The following is an 18613-nucleotide window of genomic DNA, read 5'->3' as shown; positions in this document are numbered from 1 at the left end:
TTCGTCAGCGCCCCAGATAAACTTCAATCACCCGCTCGTCGGACTGCACTTGCGACATCGTGCCCTGTGCCAGCACCGAGCCTTCGTGCAGCACCGTCACCACGCCCTGCTGCGCGATCTCCGTGACGAACGCCATGTCGTGCTCCACCACCATGATCGAGTGCTTGCCGCGCAATTCGTTGAGCAGCTCCGCGGTGCGCGCCGTCTCGGCGTCGGACATGCCGGCCACCGGCTCGTCCAGCAGGATCAGCTGCGGCTCCTGCATCAGCAGCATGCCGATCTCCAGCCACTGCTTCTGCCCGTGCGACAGCAGCCCGGCCAGGCGCTGCTCGCCGCCGTTCAGGCGTATCAGCTTGAGGATCTCGTCGATCTTGTCCCGCTGTTCCGACGACAGCCGCGCGAACAAGGTGGGCCGCACGCGCTTGTCGGTCTTCATCGCCAGTTCGAGATTTTCAAATACGGTGTGCTGCTCGAAGATGGTCGGCCGCTGGAACTTGCGGCCTATGCCGGCGTGGGCGATCTGGTATTCCGTCATGCGGCTCAGGTCCATGGTCTGGCCGAAGAAGGCGGTGCCGGAAGTCGGCCGCGTCTTGCCGGTGATGACGTCCATCATCGTAGTCTTGCCCGCGCCGTTAGGGCCGATGATGCACCGCAGCTCGCCGACCGAAATATCCAGGCTCAGTTTATTCAGCGCGCGGAAGCCGTCGAACGATACCGTGATCTCTTCCAGGTACAGGATGGCGCCGTGCGTGGTGTCCAGTCCGGGTTCCGCCACGCGGCCCGACGAAATGTTCAAATGTTCGTTGGCGCTCATGCCTGCTCCTTGCGCCAGCGCGCCGCCAGTCCCGCTATGCCCTGCGGCAGATAGCGCGTCACCAGGATGAAGATCAGACCCAGTGCGAACAACCACAGATTCGGGAAGGCGCCGGTGAACCAGCTTTTCAAACCGTTGACCGAGAACGCGCCGATGATAGGCCCCAGCAGCGTGCCGCGGCCTCCCACCGCCGCCCAGATCACCATCTCGATCGAGTTCGCCGGCGACATCTCGGACGGGTTGATGATGCCGACCTGCGGCACATACAGCGCGCCCGCTATCCCGCACAACACGGCGGACAAGGTCCACACGAACAACTTGAACCACAGCGGGTTATAGCCGATGAACATCAGCCGCGATTCCGAATCGCGCACCGCTTGCAGCACCCGTCCCAGCTTGGATTTGACGATCCAGCGGCACAGCAGCAGCGAGCCGGCCAGCATCGCCAGCGTGACCAGGTACAGCGTGGCCTTGGTGGCGGGAGCGCTGATCGAATAACCCAGTATCCGCTTGAAGTCAGTGAAGCCGTTGTTACCGCCAAAGCCGGTGTTATTACGGAAGAACAGCAGCATGAAGGCGTAGGTCATGGCTTGCGTAATGATCGAGAAGTACACGCCTTTGATGCGCGAACGGAAGGCGAAGAAGCCGAACACGAACGCCAGCACGCCCGGCACCAGCACCACCAACGCCAGGCAGTACCAGAAGCTGTCGGTGGCGGACCAGAACCACGGATAAGTTTTCCAGTCGAGGAAGACCATGAAGTCCGGCAGGTCGCTCTGGTACACGCCTTCCCTGCCGATGGCGCGCATCAGGTACATGCCGTGCGCGTAGGCGCCCAGCGCGAAGAACACGCCGTGGCCCAGCGACAGGATGCCGGCATAGCCCCACACCATATCGAGCGCCAGCGCCGCCAGCGCGTAGCACATGAATTTGCCGACCAGGCTGACCATGTAGCTCGGCACATGCAGCGGATGGCCGTCCGTAAAGGCCAGGTTCAGCAAAGGCAGCGCGGCCAGCACCACGCAGCAGGCGACGATGCCGCTCCACGCCCGGCGTGAAAAGAGAGAGGGATGATTCATTCTGCGCTCCTGCCTTTCATGGCGAACAGGCCCTGCGGCCGCTTCTGGATAAACATGATGATGAAGACCAAGATGGCGATCTTGGCCAGCACCGCGCCCGCCAACGGCTCCAGGAATTTGTTCGCTTCGCCCAGTCCCAACGCGGCGATGATGGTGCCCGCCAGTTGGCCGACGCCGCCCAGCACCACCACCATGAAGGAATCGACGATGTAGCTCTGGCCCAGGTCCGGCCCCACGTTACCCAGCTGCGACAGGGCCACGCCGCCCAGTCCCGCGATGCCGGAGCCGAGGCCGAAGGTCATCATGTCGATCCTGGCGGTGGAGACGCCGACGCAGCCGGCCATGCGACGGTTCTGCATCACGGCGCGGACGAACAGGCCAAGCCGGGTCTTGTTCAGTATCAGCCAGACACCTGCCACCACGAACAGCGCGAACACGATGATGACGATGCGGTTATAGGCCAGCACCAGCGAGCCTAGCACCGTTACGCCGCCGGACATCCAAGATGGATTCGCCACCTCGACGTTCTGCGCGCCGAAGATGGTGCGCACCGCCTGCATCAGTATCAGGCTGATGCCCCAGGTGGCCAGCAGCGTTTCCAGCGGACGGCCGTAGAGCCAGCGGATCACCGTGCGCTCGAGCGCGATGCCGACGGCCGCCGTCACCAGGAAGGCGGCCGGCAGCGCGGCGATCAGGTAGCAGTCCACCGCCGATGGGAAGTAGTTGCGGAAGCCGAGCTGGCACAGATAGGTGGTGTAGGCGCCTATCATCAGCAGCTCGCCGTGGGCCATATTGATGATGCCCATCAGGCCGAAGGTGATGGCCAGGCCGAGTGCCGTCAGCAGCAGCACGCTGGCCAGCGAGATACCGTAGAAGACGTTGCCGATAAATTCGGTGCGGGCCAGGCGGCTGTCCAGCGCTTGCAAGGTATGGGCGGCGGCCACGCGCACCGCCTGGTCGGGTTCTTTATCGCTCTGCATCGCTTGCAGCAGCGGGCGCAGATTGGCGTTGCTGCTGTCAGCCAGCGCTTCGACGGCGGCCTTGCGCTTGGCGGCGCCAGGCGATTGCAGGTTGGCGGTGGCGGCAACCAGTTGCAGCATGGGGCGGATCTCGGCGTCCTGTTCGTTCGCCAGTGCCTTCTCGATCAACGGGGCTTGCGCGAGGGTGACGCTTTTTTGCAGCTCGGTGGCCGCCGCCAGCCGCTGCGCGCGGTCTGGGGAGAACAGTTTGAGCGCCGAGAGCGCATCGTCGACGGCGCCGCGCAGGCGGTTGTTGACCATCACGCCGTCCAGGCCCTCGGGCAGTGGGCCGGTTGCGCCGGTGGCCGGGTTGTAGGCTTTATCGTCGGTGACGATGTAGATGCCGCCGTCCGGCGTGGCATACAGGGCGTCGCTTTTGAGCGCCGTCAGCAGGCGGATGGCGTCGTCGTTGGCCAGCGCGCCAATCTTGACGATGGCGTCGACGCGGGCGTCGGGATCGCCGCCGGCCAGGGGCGCCAGCAATGCGCTGTCGATGGCGGCATGCGCCGCGCAGGACAGCAGCAGGCAGGCCAGGAGCAGGAGTTTTTTCAAAATGGATTCCTCAGGTGATACCGTTTACCCCGCACAGCGGCGCACAGGGGTCTGACCCAGTCGGGTCAGACCCCAGCCTTATCGGGTTACAGCTTCTGCTTACCCTCGTTACCCGGAATGTACGGGCTCCACGGATTCGCGCGCACCGGGCCTGGCGTCTTCCACACGACGCTGAACTGACCGTCCGGGCGGATCTCGCCGATGAACACCGGCTTGTGCAGGTGATGGTTGGTCGGATCCATCGTCAACGTAAAGCCCGACGGCGCCTTGAAGCTCTGTCCCGCCATCGCCGCGATCACCTTGTCGGTGTCGGTCGACTTGGCCTTCTCCACCGCCTGCGCCCACATATGGATGCCGACATAGGTCGCTTCCATCGGATCGTTGGTCACGACGGTGTTCGCGTTCGGCAGCTTCTTGGCGACGGCGTAGGCCTTCCACTTCTTGATGAACTCCGTATTCACCGGATTCTTCACCGACTCGAAGTAGTTCCACGCCGCCAGGTGGCCCAGCAGCGGCTTGGTATCCACACCGCGCAGTTCCTCCTCTCCCACCGAGAACGCCACCACCGGCACGTCGGTCGCCTTCAAGCCGGCGTTGCCCAGCTCTTTGTAGAACGGCACGTTGGAATCGCCGTTGATGGTGGAGATCACCGCCGTCTTGCCGCCGGCCGAGAACTTCTTGATGTTGGCGACGATGGTCTGGTAGTCCGAGTGGCCGAACGGGGTGTACACCTCGTCGATATCGCTATCCTTCACGCCCTTGCTCTTCAGGTAGGCGCGCAGGATCTTGTTGGTGGTGCGCGGATAAACGTAGTCGGTCCCCAGCAGCACGAAGCGCTTGGCGCCGCCGCCCTCCTTGCTCATCAGGTATTCCACCGCGGGTATCGCCTGCTGGTTGGGCGCGGCGCCGGTGTAGAACACGTTCTTCTCCAGTTCCTCGCCCTCGTACTGCACCGGGTAGAACAGCAGGCTATTGAGCTCCTTGAACACCGGCAGCACCGACTTGCGCGACACCGACGTCCAGCAGCCAAACACCACGGACACCTTGTCCTGCGCGATCAGGCCGCGGGCCTTTTCGGCGAACAGCGGCCAGTTGGAGGCCGGATCGACCACCACCGCCTCCAGCTTCTTGCCCAACACACCGCCCTTGGCGTTGATTTCGTCGATGGTCATCAACGCCACGTCTTTCAGCGACGTTTCGGAAATCGCCATCGTGCCCGACAGCGAATGCAGGATGCCAACCTTGATGGTGTCGGCGGCGTAGGCGTAGGTGGACCATGAAGCGCCGGCGGCCAGCATGGCGGTGGCGGCGGCGATACGGCTCAGGGATGCGATGAAATTGCGACGATTTTGCATGAGATAGCTCCGTGTGGTGGAATTAGAATTGCAGCTGCAAGGTGACCGAGAACTTGTCCGTATCGGCGGCCTTGGTCATCTTGGTCTTCGAGTACACGGCGCTGGCCTGCGCGTTGTAGCCGTCGATGATGTAGTTCACGCCCGCGTCGTACTGTTTGGTGTCGATGTCGGTGTCGGCGGCGAACTTCTGCCAGCGCACGAAGGGCTGGAACTTGCCCCAGCCGGCCTTCTCTTCGAAGATCCAGGAAGCGCCGGCCGAATAGGCCTTGCCCTGTTCGGACTTGATGATGTCGTCGGTGTTGTAGTCGTACCAGGCTGCTTCCAGCGCGAAGGCGCCGGAGCCCTTGACTCGTTTCTCCATCAGGAAGTCGACGTTGTAGGAGCTGTATTTACCGCTCTTGGCTACGGTCAGGATACCGTCCTTCTGGTAGCGCCCCGCCACGCCGATGGAAAGGATGTCGGCGCCGCCCAGATAATTGCCGGTGCCGTAGTAGCCCGGTTCCGCGTCCCAGAAATCGTACTGCAGGCGGCCTGCGTACATCAGCGAGTCGTCTGCCTTGACGCCTGCCGCCTTGGCCTGCGATTGCGTCATCGAGCCGATGCCGAAGGTATGGCCTTCGAACACGCCGAACGAGTAACCCAGCTTGCCCTCGGCGACATCGCCCCAGACCACCACGCCGTCGTCGCGGCCGCGGAAGATGCCGCCGTTGTAGCCGTAGCGCGAAGCCACACCGGCCCAGTAACCGCCGCCCAGCGAGTAGTACGGCCCGGCCATGTTGGCGCGGTCGCTCGGCGACAGCAGGCGGCCGGCCCAGATGTTCAACTCGGGCGATATGGCGAACTGGCCGGCCGCGTCCAGGATGCGGATCTTGTCGCCGTCCCACTCGGTGTTCAACATGCCCTTGATATTTTTGTTGAGCGAGGCGCCCAGGAACAAGCGCGCCGAATCCAGGTTGAAATCGCTGGAGCGGTCGGTGCCATTGGGCGCCCCGTCCTTGGCGCTGGTGTAGCTCTCGCGCATGCCGAAGCCGACGCTGACCGACTTGTCTTCGCCAAAGTTGACCGTGGCGCCGGCGTGCGCATCGCTTGCTACCACTACCACTGCCGCTGCTGCGGCCAGCAGCATTCCCCGTTTCACACCCATCTTGTTCCCCTTTTCGGTTTTGGATGCTGCAAGATTAGCCAGCAGACAAGCCGCGAGGAATACGTCGAATGACGTAGTGGTATCGGAGGGACAGGAGAATGCGCCGCCGGCGACTTTAAATTAGTGGCACAATACCGGCTTACTTTTTTGGAGCACCATCATGACCATTTTTGCCGCTTCGGTTTTCGACGCCACCGTTATCTACGAAGGCAATGAACTCTTCAAGGGCCAGGGCGCCGCGCGCGGCTGGGCCGAAAAACTGGCGAAGGAACTGGAATGCGAAATCGGCGTCGAAAAGCTCGGCACCGGCTGGGTGCTGACCGGCACCGTCGACGGCGAGGCCTGCAAATGGAGCATCGTCGGCCAGCGCCTCAAACGCATGGACTAAAGCGTGCGCTAACGCACAACATCGCGCGGTCCGGCCGGGTACGATTTCCGATAATCTGCCCTCCAAGGATAGCGATGAAACGCGATACGCCCGCAGCCACCGGCGAAGCTGCCTCGCACAACGCCACCGACGCCACCGCCGCCGCCGCCCGGTCGGCCGGCCTGCGCTACGTGCACGACTACCAGCCCGGCATCGCCCGCCGCAAGCGCGGCAAGCACTTTCACTACGTCGACGCCAACGGCGACGTCGTCAAGGACGCCGACACGCTGGGCCGCATCAAAGCGCTGGTGATCCCTCCCGCCTGGACCGACGTCTGGATTTGCAGCCATCCGCGCGGCCACCTGCAAGCCACGGGGCGCGATGCGCGCGGCCGCAAGCAGTACCGCTATCACGCGCTCTGGCGCAGCCACCGCGACGAATCCAAGTACGACCGCATGCTCGGCTTCGGCAAGTCGCTGCCGGCGATACGCCGCGCGGTCGACACTGCGCTCCAGCTGCCAGGCCTGCCGCGCGAGAAGATCCTGGCCACCATCGTCTACCTGCTGGAAGCGACCATGATGCGGATCGGGAACGAGGAGTACGCGCGCGAAAACAAATCCTTCGGCCTGACCACGCTGCGCGGCCGCCATGTGCGGCTCGACGGCCGCAAGGTCGAATTCCACTTTCGCGGCAAGAGCGGTGTGCAGCACACCGTCGAGGTGGAAGACCGGCGGCTGGCCAACATCATCCGCCGCACGCGCGACCTGCCCGGCCAGGAGCTGTTCCAATACATCGACGACGACGGCAAGCCGCATGCCATCGGTTCGGCCGACGTGAACGAATACCTGCAAGCCATCGCCGGCGAGGACTACACCGCCAAGGACTTCCGCACCTGGTCCGGCACGGTGCTGGCGGCGGTGGCGCTGCGCGAGTACGAAAAATTCGATTCCGAGGCCCAGGCCAAAAGGAATGTGGTGCGGGCCATCGAATCGGTCGCGAAAAAACTGGGCAATACCCCCACCATCTGCCGCAAGTGCTATGTGCATCCCAGCTTGATCGAATCCTACCTGGACGGCAGCATGCTGAAGGCGCTGCGCCAACGCGCCCCCGAACAGCTGCGGCGGGATATGCATGCGCTGGGGCCCGAGGAGGCGGCGCTACTGGCGCTATTGCAGCACCGCCTGCAACACTCATCGGCCGGCGGCAACCGGCGGTGAAGCCTCGGCGCGCAGGATGATCACGGCGGTGGCGATGTCCTCGTGACGATTGCGCGCCGGCGAGTTGACCGTCATGTAGATTTTCACCGCCGCCAGCGTAGCGTGGTCGCCGAAAAACGCTCCCTCGGCGTCGTAGCGCTCCGGGAAGTTCTCCTTGTTCAGTGGGCACGACAACGATTCATTCGACCCGCGATTCGGCCGTTTCTCGCATTTGACGTAGCTGTCGCCGTTGACGGCGGCGGCGATCAGATGGTCGGTGGCCTGGTCCAGCATCACCGGAAAACTGAAGCGACGCGCAACCCCGTCCACCTTCATCTCGAAACTGAGCACGCCCTTGTAGGCCGGCAGATTGTCTAGTTTCAGCTTGGCGTCCGATATTTTACCGGGCGGGATAAAGCCGTCGCCGCCAAGGCCGCCGCGGAAGGTCGCGTCGGTGCCGCCGATCTGGCGGTACTCCATGCTGCGATGTATGAACAGCAGATTGTCGTAGGCCGATTGCGGAATCGGTTTGTTGGCCGCCATAGCCTGGGCCTGGGCCAAGATCGCCAGCATGCGCGCCTGTCGCTCCGCCGGTCCGGGCATCGGCCCGCGGCTGGCTTCCACAGTCAGCCGTACCTTCGACTCCTGGCCGACAAACAAATGCATATTGTCGCGTCGGCCCCACCACAATTCACCGACCGGCCCGGTGCTGCCGGACTGCTCCCACGCTGCGGGGTCGTAGGTGTCCTTCGGCGCCGGATCTTCGCGGCCCAGGTCGGGATTGCGAAGTCCCGCCAGCTTGCCGTCCTTGCTAAACGCCGCCATTTTGTACGAGCCACCGTAGTTGGTCGCGCCGACGCCGGCGTTGGACGAAAACTGCGAACACACGTTCTGGCTGGCGCCGGCGGGTAACCATGGTTTGGCCGCCGGCGGGCAGCGTTCCAGTGTTTCCGGGCCTGCTGCGGCGGGCAATGCCACCCACAGCGCTGCCAGTAACGGCAGAGTCGAGTATTTGTTTTTCATGCAGCGTACGCTTGAATTAAAAAATAATATTATATACATGATAACAATCAAGCGCCGCACAGTGTGGTGTTCGGAGTAGAATTTAACTTTGCCACTGCCGTCGGGTCGTTTCGCCATGCCTCAAGCACTGCCCTTCCAGATTCGAAAAGAATGCCCGCCCGGCGCCTGCGAGTGCGGGCGCGACGAGCTGCTGGAACAATGGGACAGCACACCGGACGACACCGACATCCGTATCCTGCGCCTCACGCGTGAGCAGGAAAAGGCGCTGATCGAAAAGATCGAAAACATCGCCAGCTTCGAGGAGCTGGGCCGCATCGAGCAACGCATGCTGGAGCAGCTGGGCATCCGCCTGACCATCACACCCAGCCTGAACGGCGTGCGCACCGTCATGGGCCTGCAGATACGCCTGGTGGAGCAGCCGGGCCTGTGCCGCAAGACGCGCGAGAACGTGCCTGCCGCCGTGCGCCGCTGCTTCAACAAACATCCCGATATCGTCTACGCGCTGCTGAATGCACGCGACCTGCTGGGCGCCGAGTAGCGCCCTCCCACATCAGCCGGGATGGGCCAGCGCCGCGCCGGGCATGCTGCCGCCGGTCGTGCCGTCCGGGTAGATGTCGTGGAATTTGCTGTAGTCCAGGATCCGCACATTGCCATCCTGCTTGTCCGACATGATGTCGGCGAAGTGGTGGTTGAAGAAGATGTGCTCCGCCGCGTAGGTCTGGCGCGCGTGGACGAAATCGTTGAGCGTGTCGTCGGTGCCGGAGACGGCCACCGACAGCGTGGCGCCCTCGTTGTGCAGGTCTTCCTGCGACTTGCCCCAGAACGGGCTGGATTCGTCGATCTTGTGCAGTATCGTCCACGTCAGCGCGAACACGCCGGAACGCTCGCGCTCCAGCTGCAGATCGTAGAAGCGCGTGAAGATCTGCCCTTCCAGCGTCATCTCGCGGCGGATCAGCGTGGCCCGCACCGAGGCTTCCAGTATCAGGTTGCCGCGCTCATTGCCGGTCCTCAGCATCAGCGTCGGCACGCCGTTGAACGGCGTGATCACCGCGACGTCGGAAAACATGATGCGCGAGGTCGGTCGCGAGAAGCGCGCGAACAACAGCCCCGTCACGGTCGCCACTTCCACCATGCCGAGCAGGATCTCGGTCGAGGCGACGATGTGGCCATAGGTCGAACCGGGATTCATGTAGCCATAGCCGACGGTGGCCAGCGTTTCGATCGAAAAGAAGAAGGTGTCGAGGAAGGAGCCCGGCCGCGCATTGGAAACCGAACCGGGAACCAGGAAGAACGCCAGCGCGAACGCCAGGTTGGTGGCCATGTACAGGCCGCCGACCAGCAGGAAGAAACGCGGCCAGCTCAGGGTCAGCATCCAGTGATAGACGTCGCCCCAATAACGGCGCCCAAGGCCTACCCGCTTGATCTGCGAGGTCCCCATCTGGAATACGCCGCGCTCATTGCCCACCCGTGGACGGATGACCTTTTGCGCAGGCTTGCGCACCGGACCTTCACTCATCGCCAGGCCGCCTCAATCGTCGTCGTTGGGATCGAGGTCGGGGAACATCACCTCGGTAAAGCCGAACCGGGAGAAGTCGGTGATGCGCATCGGGTACAACACACCGAGCAGGTGATCCACTTCATGCTGCACCACGCGAGCATGGAAGCCGGCGACATCGCGCAGGATGGGCTGCTGGAACTGGTCCACGCCTTCGTAGCGCAGGCTGGTGAAGCGCGGCACGCTGCCGCGCAGGCCAGGCACCGACAGGCAGCCTTCGAAGCCCTCTTCCATTTCATCCGACAAGGGCGTGAGGATGGGATTGATTAATACCGTTTCCGGCACTTGCGGCGCATCGGGATAGCGCGCGTTCTGTTTGAAGCCGAAGATCACCAGCTGCAGGTTGACGCCGATCTGCGGCGCCGCCAGGCCGGCGCCATTGGCGGCGTGCATGGTGTCGAACATGTCGGCGATCAGCTCGCGCATGGCCGGGGTATCGAACTCGGTCACCGGTTCGGCCACGCGCAGCAGGCGCGGATCGCCCATCTTCAGGATTTCACGCACCGTCATTTGCCGCCTCCGTTGATTTCGCACTGCATATCGCGCAGGAACTGGCAGTACTCGGCGCCGGTTTCCGGATGCTTGAGGCCCATCGCCGTCATCGCCTTCAGGTAGCCCAGCTTGGAGCCGCAATCGTAGCGCTGGCCGTCGTAGCGGTAGGCCAGCACGCGTTCATCCTTCAGCAGCGCGGCGATGCCGTCGGTCAGCTGGATCTCGCCGCCGGTGCCGGTGCCGAGGTTTTCCAGGTACTGGAAAATCCGGCCCGACAGTACGTAACGGCCCACCACCGCCAGCGTGGACGGCGCCACATCCGGCAACGGTTTCTCGACGATGCCGTGCACCACTTCCAGCTTCGGCTGGTAAGGCGAGGCACTGACGATGCCGTATTGGCGCGTGGCTTCGCGCGCCACTTCCTGCACCGCCAGGATGCTGCAACGCTCATAGGCATGCAGCTCGGTCATCTGCGCCAGCACCGGCTTGATGCCGTCGGCAGTGTCCATGAAGTCGTCCGCCAGCAGCACGGCGAACGGCTCGTCGCCGATCACCGGGCGCGCGCACAGCACCGCGTGGCCCAGGCCCAGTGGTTCGGACTGGCGGATGTAGATGCAGTTGACGTGCTTCGGAATGACGTTCTGCACCAGTTCCAGCAAGCCCTTCTTGTCGGCCGCTTCCAGTTCCGCTTCCAGTTCGTAGGCCTTGTCGAAGTGGTCTTCGATGGCGCGTTTGTTACGGCCGGTGATGAACACCATTTCCGTGATGCCGGCGGCGACCGCCTCTTCCACGGCGTACTGGATCAGCGGCTTGTCGACGATGGGCAGCATTTCCTTCGGCTGCGCTTTGGTCGCCGGAAGGAACCGGCTGCCAAGGCCGGCCACCGGGAATACTGCTTTTCTGATTTTGGACATGATCATCTACTTTGTTTTATCTGGCTTCCAGCAGCGCCAGCAGGCCCGCCTCGTCCAGTATTGTCACTTCAAGTTCCTGGGCCTTGGCCAGCTTGCTGCCGGCGTCGGCCCCTGCGACCAGATAATGCGTTTTCTTCGATACCGAACCGGATACCTTGCCGCCCTGCGCTTCGATCATGGCAGCGGCCTGGTCGCGGCTCAGGTTGGGCAGCGTGCCCGTCAACACAAAGGTCTTGCCGGTCAGCGGACCTTCGGCCGCCTGCTCCGGCAGTTGCGCCAGCAGGTCGTCGCGCAGCTGGTGCAGTGCCAGCAGCTGTTCGCGATGTCCCGGCTCCGCCATCCACGCTTCCAGCGCCTCGGCCACGCCGGCAGGCAGGCCGAACACGGTGAACACCGGCAGGTGCGCCAGCACTTCCAGCGTCACCTCCTGTTCGACCAGCTGTTTGCTGCGTGGTTCCGTCAACTTGGGGATGCCCAGCGCGGCCATCAGCTTGACGGTGTCGAGCTTCTCGCGCAGCTTGGCGCTCGGCGGATGCTCGCCGGTCGGCGCCACGCCGGCGGCCAGCAAGGCGTCGATGGCTTCCTGGTTCTTCGGTTCGGCGAAGAAGTCGGCGATCGAATCGGCGACGATGCCGCCGATATCGGGCAGCACGCGCAGCAACGGCGCCGGCACCCGGCGCACCAGGTCGAAACGGCCCAGCCATTCGGCCAGCGTCTTGGCGGTGGATTCGCCGACGTGGCGGATGCCAAGCGCGAACAGCAGGCGCTCCAGCGGCGGGTTCTTGCTGGCGGCGATGGCTTCCAGCAGATTGTCCGCCCACTTGGTGGCGATCTTGCCCTGGGCCACAGTCTCCGGTGTCGTGCCTTCGCGTTCGTCGGCCAGGCGCTTCATTTCCAGCAGGTCTTCCAGCTTCAGCGCGTAAAGGTCTGCCACGCGCTGCACCTGGCCGTGCTCGACCAGATTGTCGATATAGCGGTCGCCCAGGCCTTCGATGTCCATCATGCGGCGGCCGGCGAAGTGGCGGATCGCCTCCTTGCGCTGGGCCGAGCAGAACAAACCGCCGGAGCAGCGGGCGATCGCCTCGCCCTCTTCGCGCACCACATGCGAGCCGCACACCGGGCAGGTCTTCGGCAGCACATAGGCTTCCGGCTCCGGCGACGGCCGGCGTTCCAGCACCACGGACAGCACTTCGGGAATGACGTCGCCGGCGCGGCGCACGATCACCGTGTCGCCGATGCGCACGTCCTTGCGGCGCACTTCATCTTCGTTGTGCAGCGTGGCGTTGGTGACGTTGACGCCACCGACGAACACGGACGCCAGCCGCGCCACCGGCGTGATGGCGCCGGTGCGGCCTACCTGCACTTCAATCGCCAATACGGTGGTCAACGCTTCTTCAGCGGGGAACTTGTGCGCCAGCGCGAAACGCGGCGCGCGCGAGACGAAGCCCAGCGTGCGCTGGTCTTGCAGCAGGTTGGCTTTGTAGACCACGCCGTCGATCTCGTATGGCATGGTCGGACGCGCATCGCCGATCTGTTTGTAGTAGGCCATCAGGCCGTCGTAGCCGCGCACCACGGCGGCTTCTTTCGCCACAGGCAGGCCCATGCCGCGATACCAGTCCAGCAGCGCGGAGTGCGACAGCGGCATTTCGGCGCCTTCCAACGCGCCGACGCCGTAGGCGAAGAAACTCAGCTTGCGCGACGCGGTGATGCGCGAATCGAGCTGGCGCAGGCTACCCGCCGCCGCGTTGCGCGGATTGACGAACTCCTTCAGGCCAGCTTCGCGCTGGCGCGCATTCATCGCTTCGAAATCGCTCTTGAACATCAACACTTCGCCGCGCACGTCGAGGATGGCAGGCGGCGTCGGGGTGTTCAGGCGCAGCGGGATCGAGCGGATGGTGCGGATATTGGTGGTGACGTCCTCGCCGGTGTAACCATCGCCGCGCGTTGCCGCCTGCACCAGCAGGCCGTCGACGTAGCGCAGGTTGATGGCCAGGCCGTCGTACTTGACTTCGGCCGCGTATTCGACGGCGGCCGCCGCATCCAGGCCCTCGCGCACGCGGCGATCGAAGTTTTCGATATCCTCGTCGGTGAAGCCGTTATTCAGCGACAGCATCGGCACCGTATGGGTGACCTGGTCGAACTGCGGCAGCGGCGCCGCGCCCACGCGCTTGGTGGGCGAATCGGGCAGCGCGAATTGCGGGTGTGCTTCTTCCAGCTTTTGCAGCTCGACGAACAGCTTGTCGTACTCTGCGTCCGGGATGGTGGGCGCGTCTTCTACGTGATAGGCGTGCAGGTGCTTGTTGAGTTCAGCGCTCAACGACTCGATACGCGCCTTGTAATCCACTTCGGTCATGCTACTTCCTAGCTAAACAAACGCAACGCGCGGGTCGAACCGGCCGGAATATCGGCGTCGTTCATCTCGGCGTAGAAATCCTGTACCTGGCCGGCGATCTCCGCCAACGCGGCGTCCGACAACGGCTGGTTGTAGTCGTCGACGATGGTCGCGTCCAGGCGGCCCACCAGCGATTTGGCGCAGGCCACCATCGCGCCGAAGCCGTCGCGGGAAGGCGCCACGCATGGCACGTCCAGCAGCAGCGTCAGGCGCGGCGTGGTTTCCTCGGCCAGCGTGACGTTGGTCGACAACGAGAACAGATGACCGCCCTCGCCGTCCGGCATCACGTAGCGGCCGTCGGGACGCACGTCGAAGCCCTGCTTTTCCAGCGCGCCCAGCAAGGTGGAGATGGCCCATGGCGCGCCGTTGGTTTGCAGGTTGACGCCCAGCTGCGCGTCGTGGCCGGCGACGAAGCGGTGCAGGTTGCGCGCTTCGGCCATCACTTCGATCATGTCCGGGATTTCCGGTTCGGCGCCGATTTCGTCGGCCATCGCGCGCAGGCGCGTGACCAGTTCCGAGTATTCCAGTTCGTTCAGCGCGGTGCTGCGGCTGGCCAGCTGCACGCCGCCTTGCAGCTTGGTGTAGACGCCGCCGTGGACGATAGGCTCCCAGTCGCCGCTGACGGCCAGGCCGATGTAGTGCACCGGCTTGTTGCCGACCATGCGCAGCGTTTGCAGCACCGGCAGCAGCTTGTCGCCGCGCGCCGCGCCTTCCAGCGCCAGCGGCAGCAGGCAATCGATCAGCGGGTCCACCAGCGCGGTGGCCTGTTCGGCCGCCGGCGTCACGGCGTTGACGCGCGGTGCGGCCGGCGGCGCCGTTGGATCGGGCTCGAATTCGGTGGCCACAGCGCCCAGCGCAGCGGCTGCGGCGGAGGCTTCGCCTCCGGCCAGGCCGGGAGCGGCGCTATCAAGAGAAAAGCTCGGCTCATGGCGCGCAGTGGACGATGGCGGAGCATCGCCGGTGCGCATCAGCACATCGTCATGATCGCTCGAGAAGGCGCGTTCGACACTCTTCTTGGCCTTGTATTCCTGGATTTTGTTATACGTGAAAACGCCGGCGACGAATACGCCGGCGATTCCGATCAAACTCATTTGTAGGTCTGTCATGCTGCTTGTGCCTCGGAAGCGAAGTTTGCGGCGGATTCCATATCCACCGCCACGATGCGCGATACGCCCTGCTCTTGCATCGTCACACCGATCAGTTGATTGGCCATCTCCATCGCAATTTTGTTGTGCGAGATGAAGAGGAATTGGGTGTGGTCAGACATGCGTTTGACCATCCGGCAGAATCGTTCGGTATTGGCGTCGTCCAGCGGTGCATCGACTTCGTCGAGCAGGCAGAACGGCGCCGGGTTAAGTCGGAACATCGAGAACACCAGCGCCGTTGCGGTCAGCGCTTTTTCACCGCCGGACAGCAGGTGGATGGTGGCGTTCTTTTTACCCGGCGGCTGGGCCATGACCTGCACGCCGGAATCGAGGATTTCATCGCCGGTCATGATCAGCTTGGCCTGGCCGCCGCCGAACAGGATCGGGAACAGTTCGGAGAAGTGGCCGTTGACGCGGTCGAAGGTGTCTTGCAGCAGATCGCGGGTCTCTTTGTCGATGCGCGCGATCGCGTCTTCCAGCGTGTTGATCGCCTCGTTCAAGTCGGCGTTCTGCGCGTCGAGGAAGTTCTTGCGTTCGGAGGCCGTCGCCAGTTCGTCCAGCGCCGCCAGGTTGACTGCGCCCAGCATCGAGATCGCATTGGTCAGGCGCGTCACCTCGCCTTGCAGGTACGAGGCCTTCATGTCGGGATGCAGCTTCTCGGCCAGCGCCGCCTCGTCGGCCTGCACTTCGGCCAGCTGCGCGGCGAACTGCTCCTGGTTCAGGCGCGCGGCCTGTTCCTTCAGCTGCATTTCCATGATCTTGTCGCGCTGCGGCTGCAGGGCGCGTTCGGTCGACATGCGGCCTTCCTCGAACATGCGCAGCTGCTGCGTGATCTGATCGAGTTCATGGCGGGCGTCGGACAGCGCTTTTTCCTGGCCGGTGCGGCGGTCCAGCAGTTCCTGCAGGCCCTCGTTGGCCTGGCCGGATTCGAGGTTGGCCAGTTCGGCCTGTCCCGCTTCCAGGCTTTGCGTGACCTGCGCCACCTGCGCGGTCGCGGTGGCGATCGAGCGGCGGAATTCCTCGATCTTGCTGCGCTGGGACTTCTCGGCGAACTGCGCTTCCTGCGCGGCGCGTTCCAGGTCGCGCAAGGCTTCGCGGGCGTCGGACAGGCGCTGTTCTTTTTCGAGGAACAGGGTCTGGCCTTCCTCGTGGTCGCCCTGCAGATTGCCGAGTTCCATGTCGAGCTGCTCGAACTTTTCCTCGGACTCCATCTTGACCTGGGTTTGCTCCTCTTCCTGCGCGGCGATTTCGGCCAGGTCGGTTTCGATCTGGTTGCTGCGCTGGTTGAAGCGCGCCTCGATCTCCGACAGCTTGACCACGTCCAGCTGCAAGGTATGCACCGACTGCTGCAGGCTTTGCAGCTTGGCGCGGTACTCGGTCAGGCGGCGCGTCAGTTCGGAGACGGCGGCATCGGCGCGCACCGAACGGGCGCGCGCTTCGTCGGCCAGCATCTGCTGCGCGCGCAGCTGCTTGGTGATGTTGTCGATTTCCTGCTGGCGCCCCAGCATGCCGTCCTGCTCCGAGTCGGCGGCGTAGAAACGCACGCTGTTTTGGGTGACGGCGTGGCCCTGGCGCGTGACGAAGCAGGCGCCGGCCGGCAGCTTGGCGCGGTCGGCGAAGGCTTCGGCCGTGTCCTCGGCGATGTAGACGTTGTGCAGCCAGTCCTGCAGCAGGCCGCGCAGGCCCGGATCGTTGAGTTTGAGCAGATTCAGGAACGGCTTCAGGCCCGCCACTTCCACCGGCGCCGGAGGCACCGCGTGCGACGGCGCAAACAGCGCCAGCTTGGCCGGCGGCGCGTCGTTGAAGAAGGCCTTGGCCCATTCGATGTTCGACATCTGCAAGGCCGAGGTGCGCTCGCGCAGCACGGATTCCAGCGCGGTCTCCCAGCCGGATTCGATGTTCAGTTTTTGCCACAGGCGCGGCAGCGTGTCGAGTTCGTGCTTTTGCAGCCACGGCGTGACCTTGCCCTGCGTCTGCACGCGCTCCTGCAACTGGCGCAGCGCGTTCAGGCGCGCTTCCAGCTGGGCGTTGGCGGCGGTTTCGGCGTTGACCTGGTGCTGCGCGGCCTGGCGTTCCTCGTCCAGCTTGGGCTGCTGTTCCAGCGCTTCGTCCAGCAGGTAGCCCTGTTCCTCCAGCGCCTGCTGCTTTTCTTCCAGCTGCAGGCGCAGGTTGCTCAGATGCGCGCTGTCCGGCAGATTGAGGCCGCTCTTTTCCTGCTGCAGGCGCTCGCGCCGCACGGCCAGGCCGTTGAGGATGTTGTTGGCGTTGCGCTGGTGCGCCGATTCCAGTTCGAGCTGCTGCTGCGCCTGCATGATGCGGGCGCGCGATTCGGTGCTCCTGGTCTGCGCCTCGCGCCACACCTGCTCCAGCATCGGCAGCGACTCGGCCTTTTGTTCGGCCATCATCTGCGACTGCTCGACCTTGGCCGACAGTTCTTCCAGCGTGAACTCGCCTTCCTCGATCTGGCCGCCGTATTCGGTGGCCTGCTGCTGCCATTGGTCGCGCTGCGCGGTCAGCGCGGCCAGCTGCGCCTGCAGACGGCTGCGCGATTCGATGACGAACTTGATCTGCGCTTCCAGGCTGCCGATTTCGGCGTTGGTCTGGTACAGGCTGCCCTGCGCCGTGTGCAGGCGGTCGCCGGCGGCGAAGTGGCCCTGGCGCATCTGCTCCAGCGACAGCTCGACGTTGCGCAGCTTGGCGGTCTGTTCTTCGAGGTCGTTCTGCGCCTGTTCCATCTCGCGGAAGTATTTCTTCTGCTCGTTCTCGGCTTCGATCTTGCGCAGCAGCCACAGCAGCTTTTGCTTTTCTTCCTGGTCCGATTGCAGCTGGTGGAACTTGGTGGCGACGGCGGCCTGCCCTTCCAGCTTTTCCAGGTTCGAGTTCAGCTCGCGCAGGATATCGTCCACCCGCAGCAGGTTCTCGCGGGTGTCGTGCAGGCGGTTTTCCGTCTCGCGGCGGCGTTCCTTGTACTTGGAGACTCCTGCCGCTTCCTCCAGGAACACGCGCAGTTCCTCCGGGCGCGATTCGATGATGCGGCTGATCATGCCTTGACCGATGATGGCGTAGGCGCGCGGGCCGAGGCCGGTGCCGAGGAAAATGTCCTGGATGTCGCGCCGGCGCACCGGCTGGCCGTTGATGTAGTAGGTCGAGGTGCCGTCGCGCGTCAGCGTGCGCTTGACGGCGATCTCGGCATACTGCCCCCACTGGCCGGAAGCCTTGCCGTCGTTGTTGTCGAACACCAGCTCGACCGAGGCGCGCCCGGCCGGCTTGCGGTGGGTCGAACCATTGAAAATGACGTCCTGCATGGACTCGCCGCGCAGCTCGGAAGCCTTGGACTCGCCCAGCACCCAGCGCACGGCATCGATGATGTTCGACTTGCCGCAACCGTTGGGACCCACCACGCCCACCAACTGACCCGGCACCTGGAAATTGGTGGGATCAACGAAAGACTTAAATCCCGACAATTTGATGGAAGATAGACGCACGTTGTTATCTGGAGTGTGGGCTGGAAAAGTTCACAATAATACCATTTTGCGCATCAAATCTGGCCGAAAACGCGTCATGGA

Annotated in this window: 15 protein-coding genes; 3 read left to right on the top strand and 12 right to left on the bottom strand. The window is 63.8% G+C overall.

Annotation, left to right across the window (positions count from 1 at the left end; all coding sequences use genetic code 11):
- Positions 1–4 precede the first annotated feature (4 nt).
- From urtD to RUGAMON1_RS24075, 5 genes are all read right to left on the bottom strand, one after another.
- Complete coding sequence (gene urtD, locus RUGAMON1_RS24095) at positions 5–814, bottom strand: urea ABC transporter ATP-binding protein UrtD (RefSeq protein ID WP_445232900.1); 810 nt, start codon at positions 812–814, stop codon at positions 5–7.
- Entirely contained in the window at positions 811–1893 is a 1083-nt protein-coding gene (gene urtC, locus RUGAMON1_RS24090) for an urea ABC transporter permease subunit UrtC (RefSeq protein WP_445232899.1), read from the bottom strand. Before urtC ends, urtD begins: the two co-directional genes overlap by 4 nt.
- Positions 1890–3464 (bottom strand): urea ABC transporter permease subunit UrtB, encoded by a 1575-nt coding sequence (gene urtB / locus RUGAMON1_RS24085; protein WP_445232898.1) that lies wholly within the window; start codon positions 3462–3464, stop codon positions 1890–1892. Before urtB ends, urtC begins: the two co-directional genes overlap by 4 nt.
- Positions 3465–3550: 86 nt before the next feature.
- Positions 3551–4762: an urea ABC transporter substrate-binding protein gene (gene urtA, locus RUGAMON1_RS24080; RefSeq protein ID WP_445232986.1), complete on the bottom strand. Its 1212-nt coding sequence runs from the start codon at positions 4760–4762 to the stop codon at positions 3551–3553.
- A 79-nt stretch (positions 4763–4841) separates the two neighbouring features.
- The gene (locus RUGAMON1_RS24075) at positions 4842–5963 is read right to left on the bottom strand and encodes a porin (protein WP_445232897.1); all 1122 of its coding nucleotides are present in this window, start codon (positions 5961–5963) and stop codon (positions 4842–4844) included.
- A 160-nt stretch (positions 5964–6123) separates the two neighbouring features.
- On the opposite strand from RUGAMON1_RS24075, the gene RUGAMON1_RS24070 reads away from it, so the two are divergent.
- A complete protein-coding gene (locus RUGAMON1_RS24070) occupies positions 6124–6351 on the top strand; it encodes a hypothetical protein (protein ID WP_116988633.1) in 228 nt (75 codons plus the stop codon).
- A gap of 74 nt (positions 6352–6425) precedes the next feature.
- Positions 6426–7547: a DNA topoisomerase IB gene (locus RUGAMON1_RS24065; RefSeq protein WP_445232896.1), complete on the top strand. Its 1122-nt coding sequence runs from the start codon at positions 6426–6428 to the stop codon at positions 7545–7547.
- Here the strand turns inward: RUGAMON1_RS24065 and RUGAMON1_RS24060 are convergent.
- On the bottom strand, positions 7521–8549 hold the full coding sequence (locus RUGAMON1_RS24060) for a hypothetical protein (RefSeq protein WP_445232895.1): 1029 nt from the start codon (positions 8547–8549) through the stop codon (positions 7521–7523). The genes RUGAMON1_RS24065 and RUGAMON1_RS24060 overlap by 27 nt on opposite strands.
- 115 nt (positions 8550–8664) lie before the next feature.
- Between RUGAMON1_RS24060 and RUGAMON1_RS24055 the strand changes: the two genes are divergently transcribed.
- On the top strand, positions 8665–9087 hold the full coding sequence (locus tag RUGAMON1_RS24055) for a hypothetical protein (protein ID WP_445232894.1): 423 nt from the start codon (positions 8665–8667) through the stop codon (positions 9085–9087).
- A gap of 12 nt (positions 9088–9099) precedes the next feature.
- Here the strand turns inward: RUGAMON1_RS24055 and RUGAMON1_RS24050 are convergent, their stop codons facing one another.
- From RUGAMON1_RS24050 to smc, 6 genes are read right to left on the bottom strand one after another with little or no spacing between them, the layout of a single operon-like run.
- Positions 9100–10065 carry an ion channel gene (locus RUGAMON1_RS24050; RefSeq protein ID WP_445232893.1) on the bottom strand — a complete coding sequence of 322 codons (966 nt, stop codon included), beginning with the start codon at positions 10063–10065 and terminating at the stop codon, positions 9100–9102.
- 12 nt (positions 10066–10077) lie between these two features.
- Positions 10078–10614: a peptide deformylase gene (def, locus tag RUGAMON1_RS24045; RefSeq protein ID WP_445232892.1), complete on the bottom strand. Its 537-nt coding sequence runs from the start codon at positions 10612–10614 to the stop codon at positions 10078–10080.
- Positions 10611–11510, bottom strand: coding sequence for a UTP--glucose-1-phosphate uridylyltransferase GalU (gene galU, locus RUGAMON1_RS24040; protein WP_445232891.1), 900 nt, complete (start codon positions 11508–11510; stop codon positions 10611–10613). The genes def and galU overlap by 4 nt, the downstream gene beginning before the upstream one ends.
- Before the next feature lie 16 nt (positions 11511–11526).
- Positions 11527–13863, bottom strand: coding sequence for an NAD-dependent DNA ligase LigA (gene ligA / locus RUGAMON1_RS24035; protein WP_445232890.1), 2337 nt, complete (start codon positions 13861–13863; stop codon positions 11527–11529).
- 8 nt (positions 13864–13871) lie between these two features.
- On the bottom strand, positions 13872–15008 hold the full coding sequence (locus tag RUGAMON1_RS24030; protein WP_445232889.1) for a cell division protein ZipA C-terminal FtsZ-binding domain-containing protein: 1137 nt from the start codon (positions 15006–15008) through the stop codon (positions 13872–13874).
- A complete protein-coding gene (gene smc, locus RUGAMON1_RS24025; RefSeq protein ID WP_445232888.1) occupies positions 15005–18532 on the bottom strand; it encodes a chromosome segregation protein SMC in 3528 nt (1175 codons plus the stop codon). The genes RUGAMON1_RS24030 and smc overlap by 4 nt, the downstream gene beginning before the upstream one ends.
- Positions 18533–18613: the final 81 nt, after the last annotated feature.

Origin of the sequence: Duganella rhizosphaerae, assembly GCF_040364205.1 — a bacterium.
Lineage (GTDB): Bacteria > Pseudomonadota > Gammaproteobacteria > Burkholderiales > Burkholderiaceae_D > Rugamonas > Rugamonas rhizosphaerae.
The sequence above is the reverse complement of the archived record's forward strand: the minus strand, read 5'-3'. Positions and strand labels throughout refer to the sequence as shown.

What these genes read in the sequence shown, in the direction of transcription:
- RUGAMON1_RS24070 (WP_116988633.1), top strand. Translation starts at nt 6,124, where the DNA reads ATGACCATTTTTGCCGCTTCGGTTTTCGACGCCACCGTTATCTACGAA.
- def (WP_445232892.1), bottom strand. Translation starts at nt 10,614, where the DNA reads ATGACGGTGCGTGAAATCCTGAAGATGGGCGATCCGCGCCTGCTGCGC.
- RUGAMON1_RS24030 (WP_445232889.1), bottom strand. Translation starts at nt 15,008, where the DNA reads ATGACAGACCTACAAATGAGTTTGATCGGAATCGCCGGCGTATTCGTC.
- RUGAMON1_RS24060 (WP_445232895.1), bottom strand. Translation starts at nt 8,549, where the DNA reads ATGAAAAACAAATACTCGACTCTGCCGTTACTGGCAGCGCTGTGGGTG.
- RUGAMON1_RS24050 (WP_445232893.1), bottom strand. Translation starts at nt 10,065, where the DNA reads ATGAGTGAAGGTCCGGTGCGCAAGCCTGCGCAAAAGGTCATCCGTCCA.
- RUGAMON1_RS24065 (WP_445232896.1), top strand. Translation starts at nt 6,426, where the DNA reads ATGAAACGCGATACGCCCGCAGCCACCGGCGAAGCTGCCTCGCACAAC.
- galU (WP_445232891.1), bottom strand. Translation starts at nt 11,510, where the DNA reads ATGTCCAAAATCAGAAAAGCAGTATTCCCGGTGGCCGGCCTTGGCAGC.
- urtD (WP_445232900.1), bottom strand. Translation starts at nt 814, where the DNA reads ATGAGCGCCAACGAACATTTGAACATTTCGTCGGGCCGCGTGGCGGAA.
- urtA (WP_445232986.1), bottom strand. Translation starts at nt 4,762, where the DNA reads ATGCTGGCCGCCGGCGCTTCATGGTCCACCTACGCCTACGCCGCCGAC.
- RUGAMON1_RS24055 (WP_445232894.1), top strand. Translation starts at nt 8,665, where the DNA reads ATGCCTCAAGCACTGCCCTTCCAGATTCGAAAAGAATGCCCGCCCGGC.
- ligA (WP_445232890.1), bottom strand. Translation starts at nt 13,863, where the DNA reads ATGACCGAAGTGGATTACAAGGCGCGTATCGAGTCGTTGAGCGCTGAA.
- urtC (WP_445232899.1), bottom strand. Translation starts at nt 1,893, where the DNA reads ATGAATCATCCCTCTCTCTTTTCACGCCGGGCGTGGAGCGGCATCGTC.
- RUGAMON1_RS24075 (WP_445232897.1), bottom strand. Translation starts at nt 5,963, where the DNA reads ATGGGTGTGAAACGGGGAATGCTGCTGGCCGCAGCAGCGGCAGTGGTA.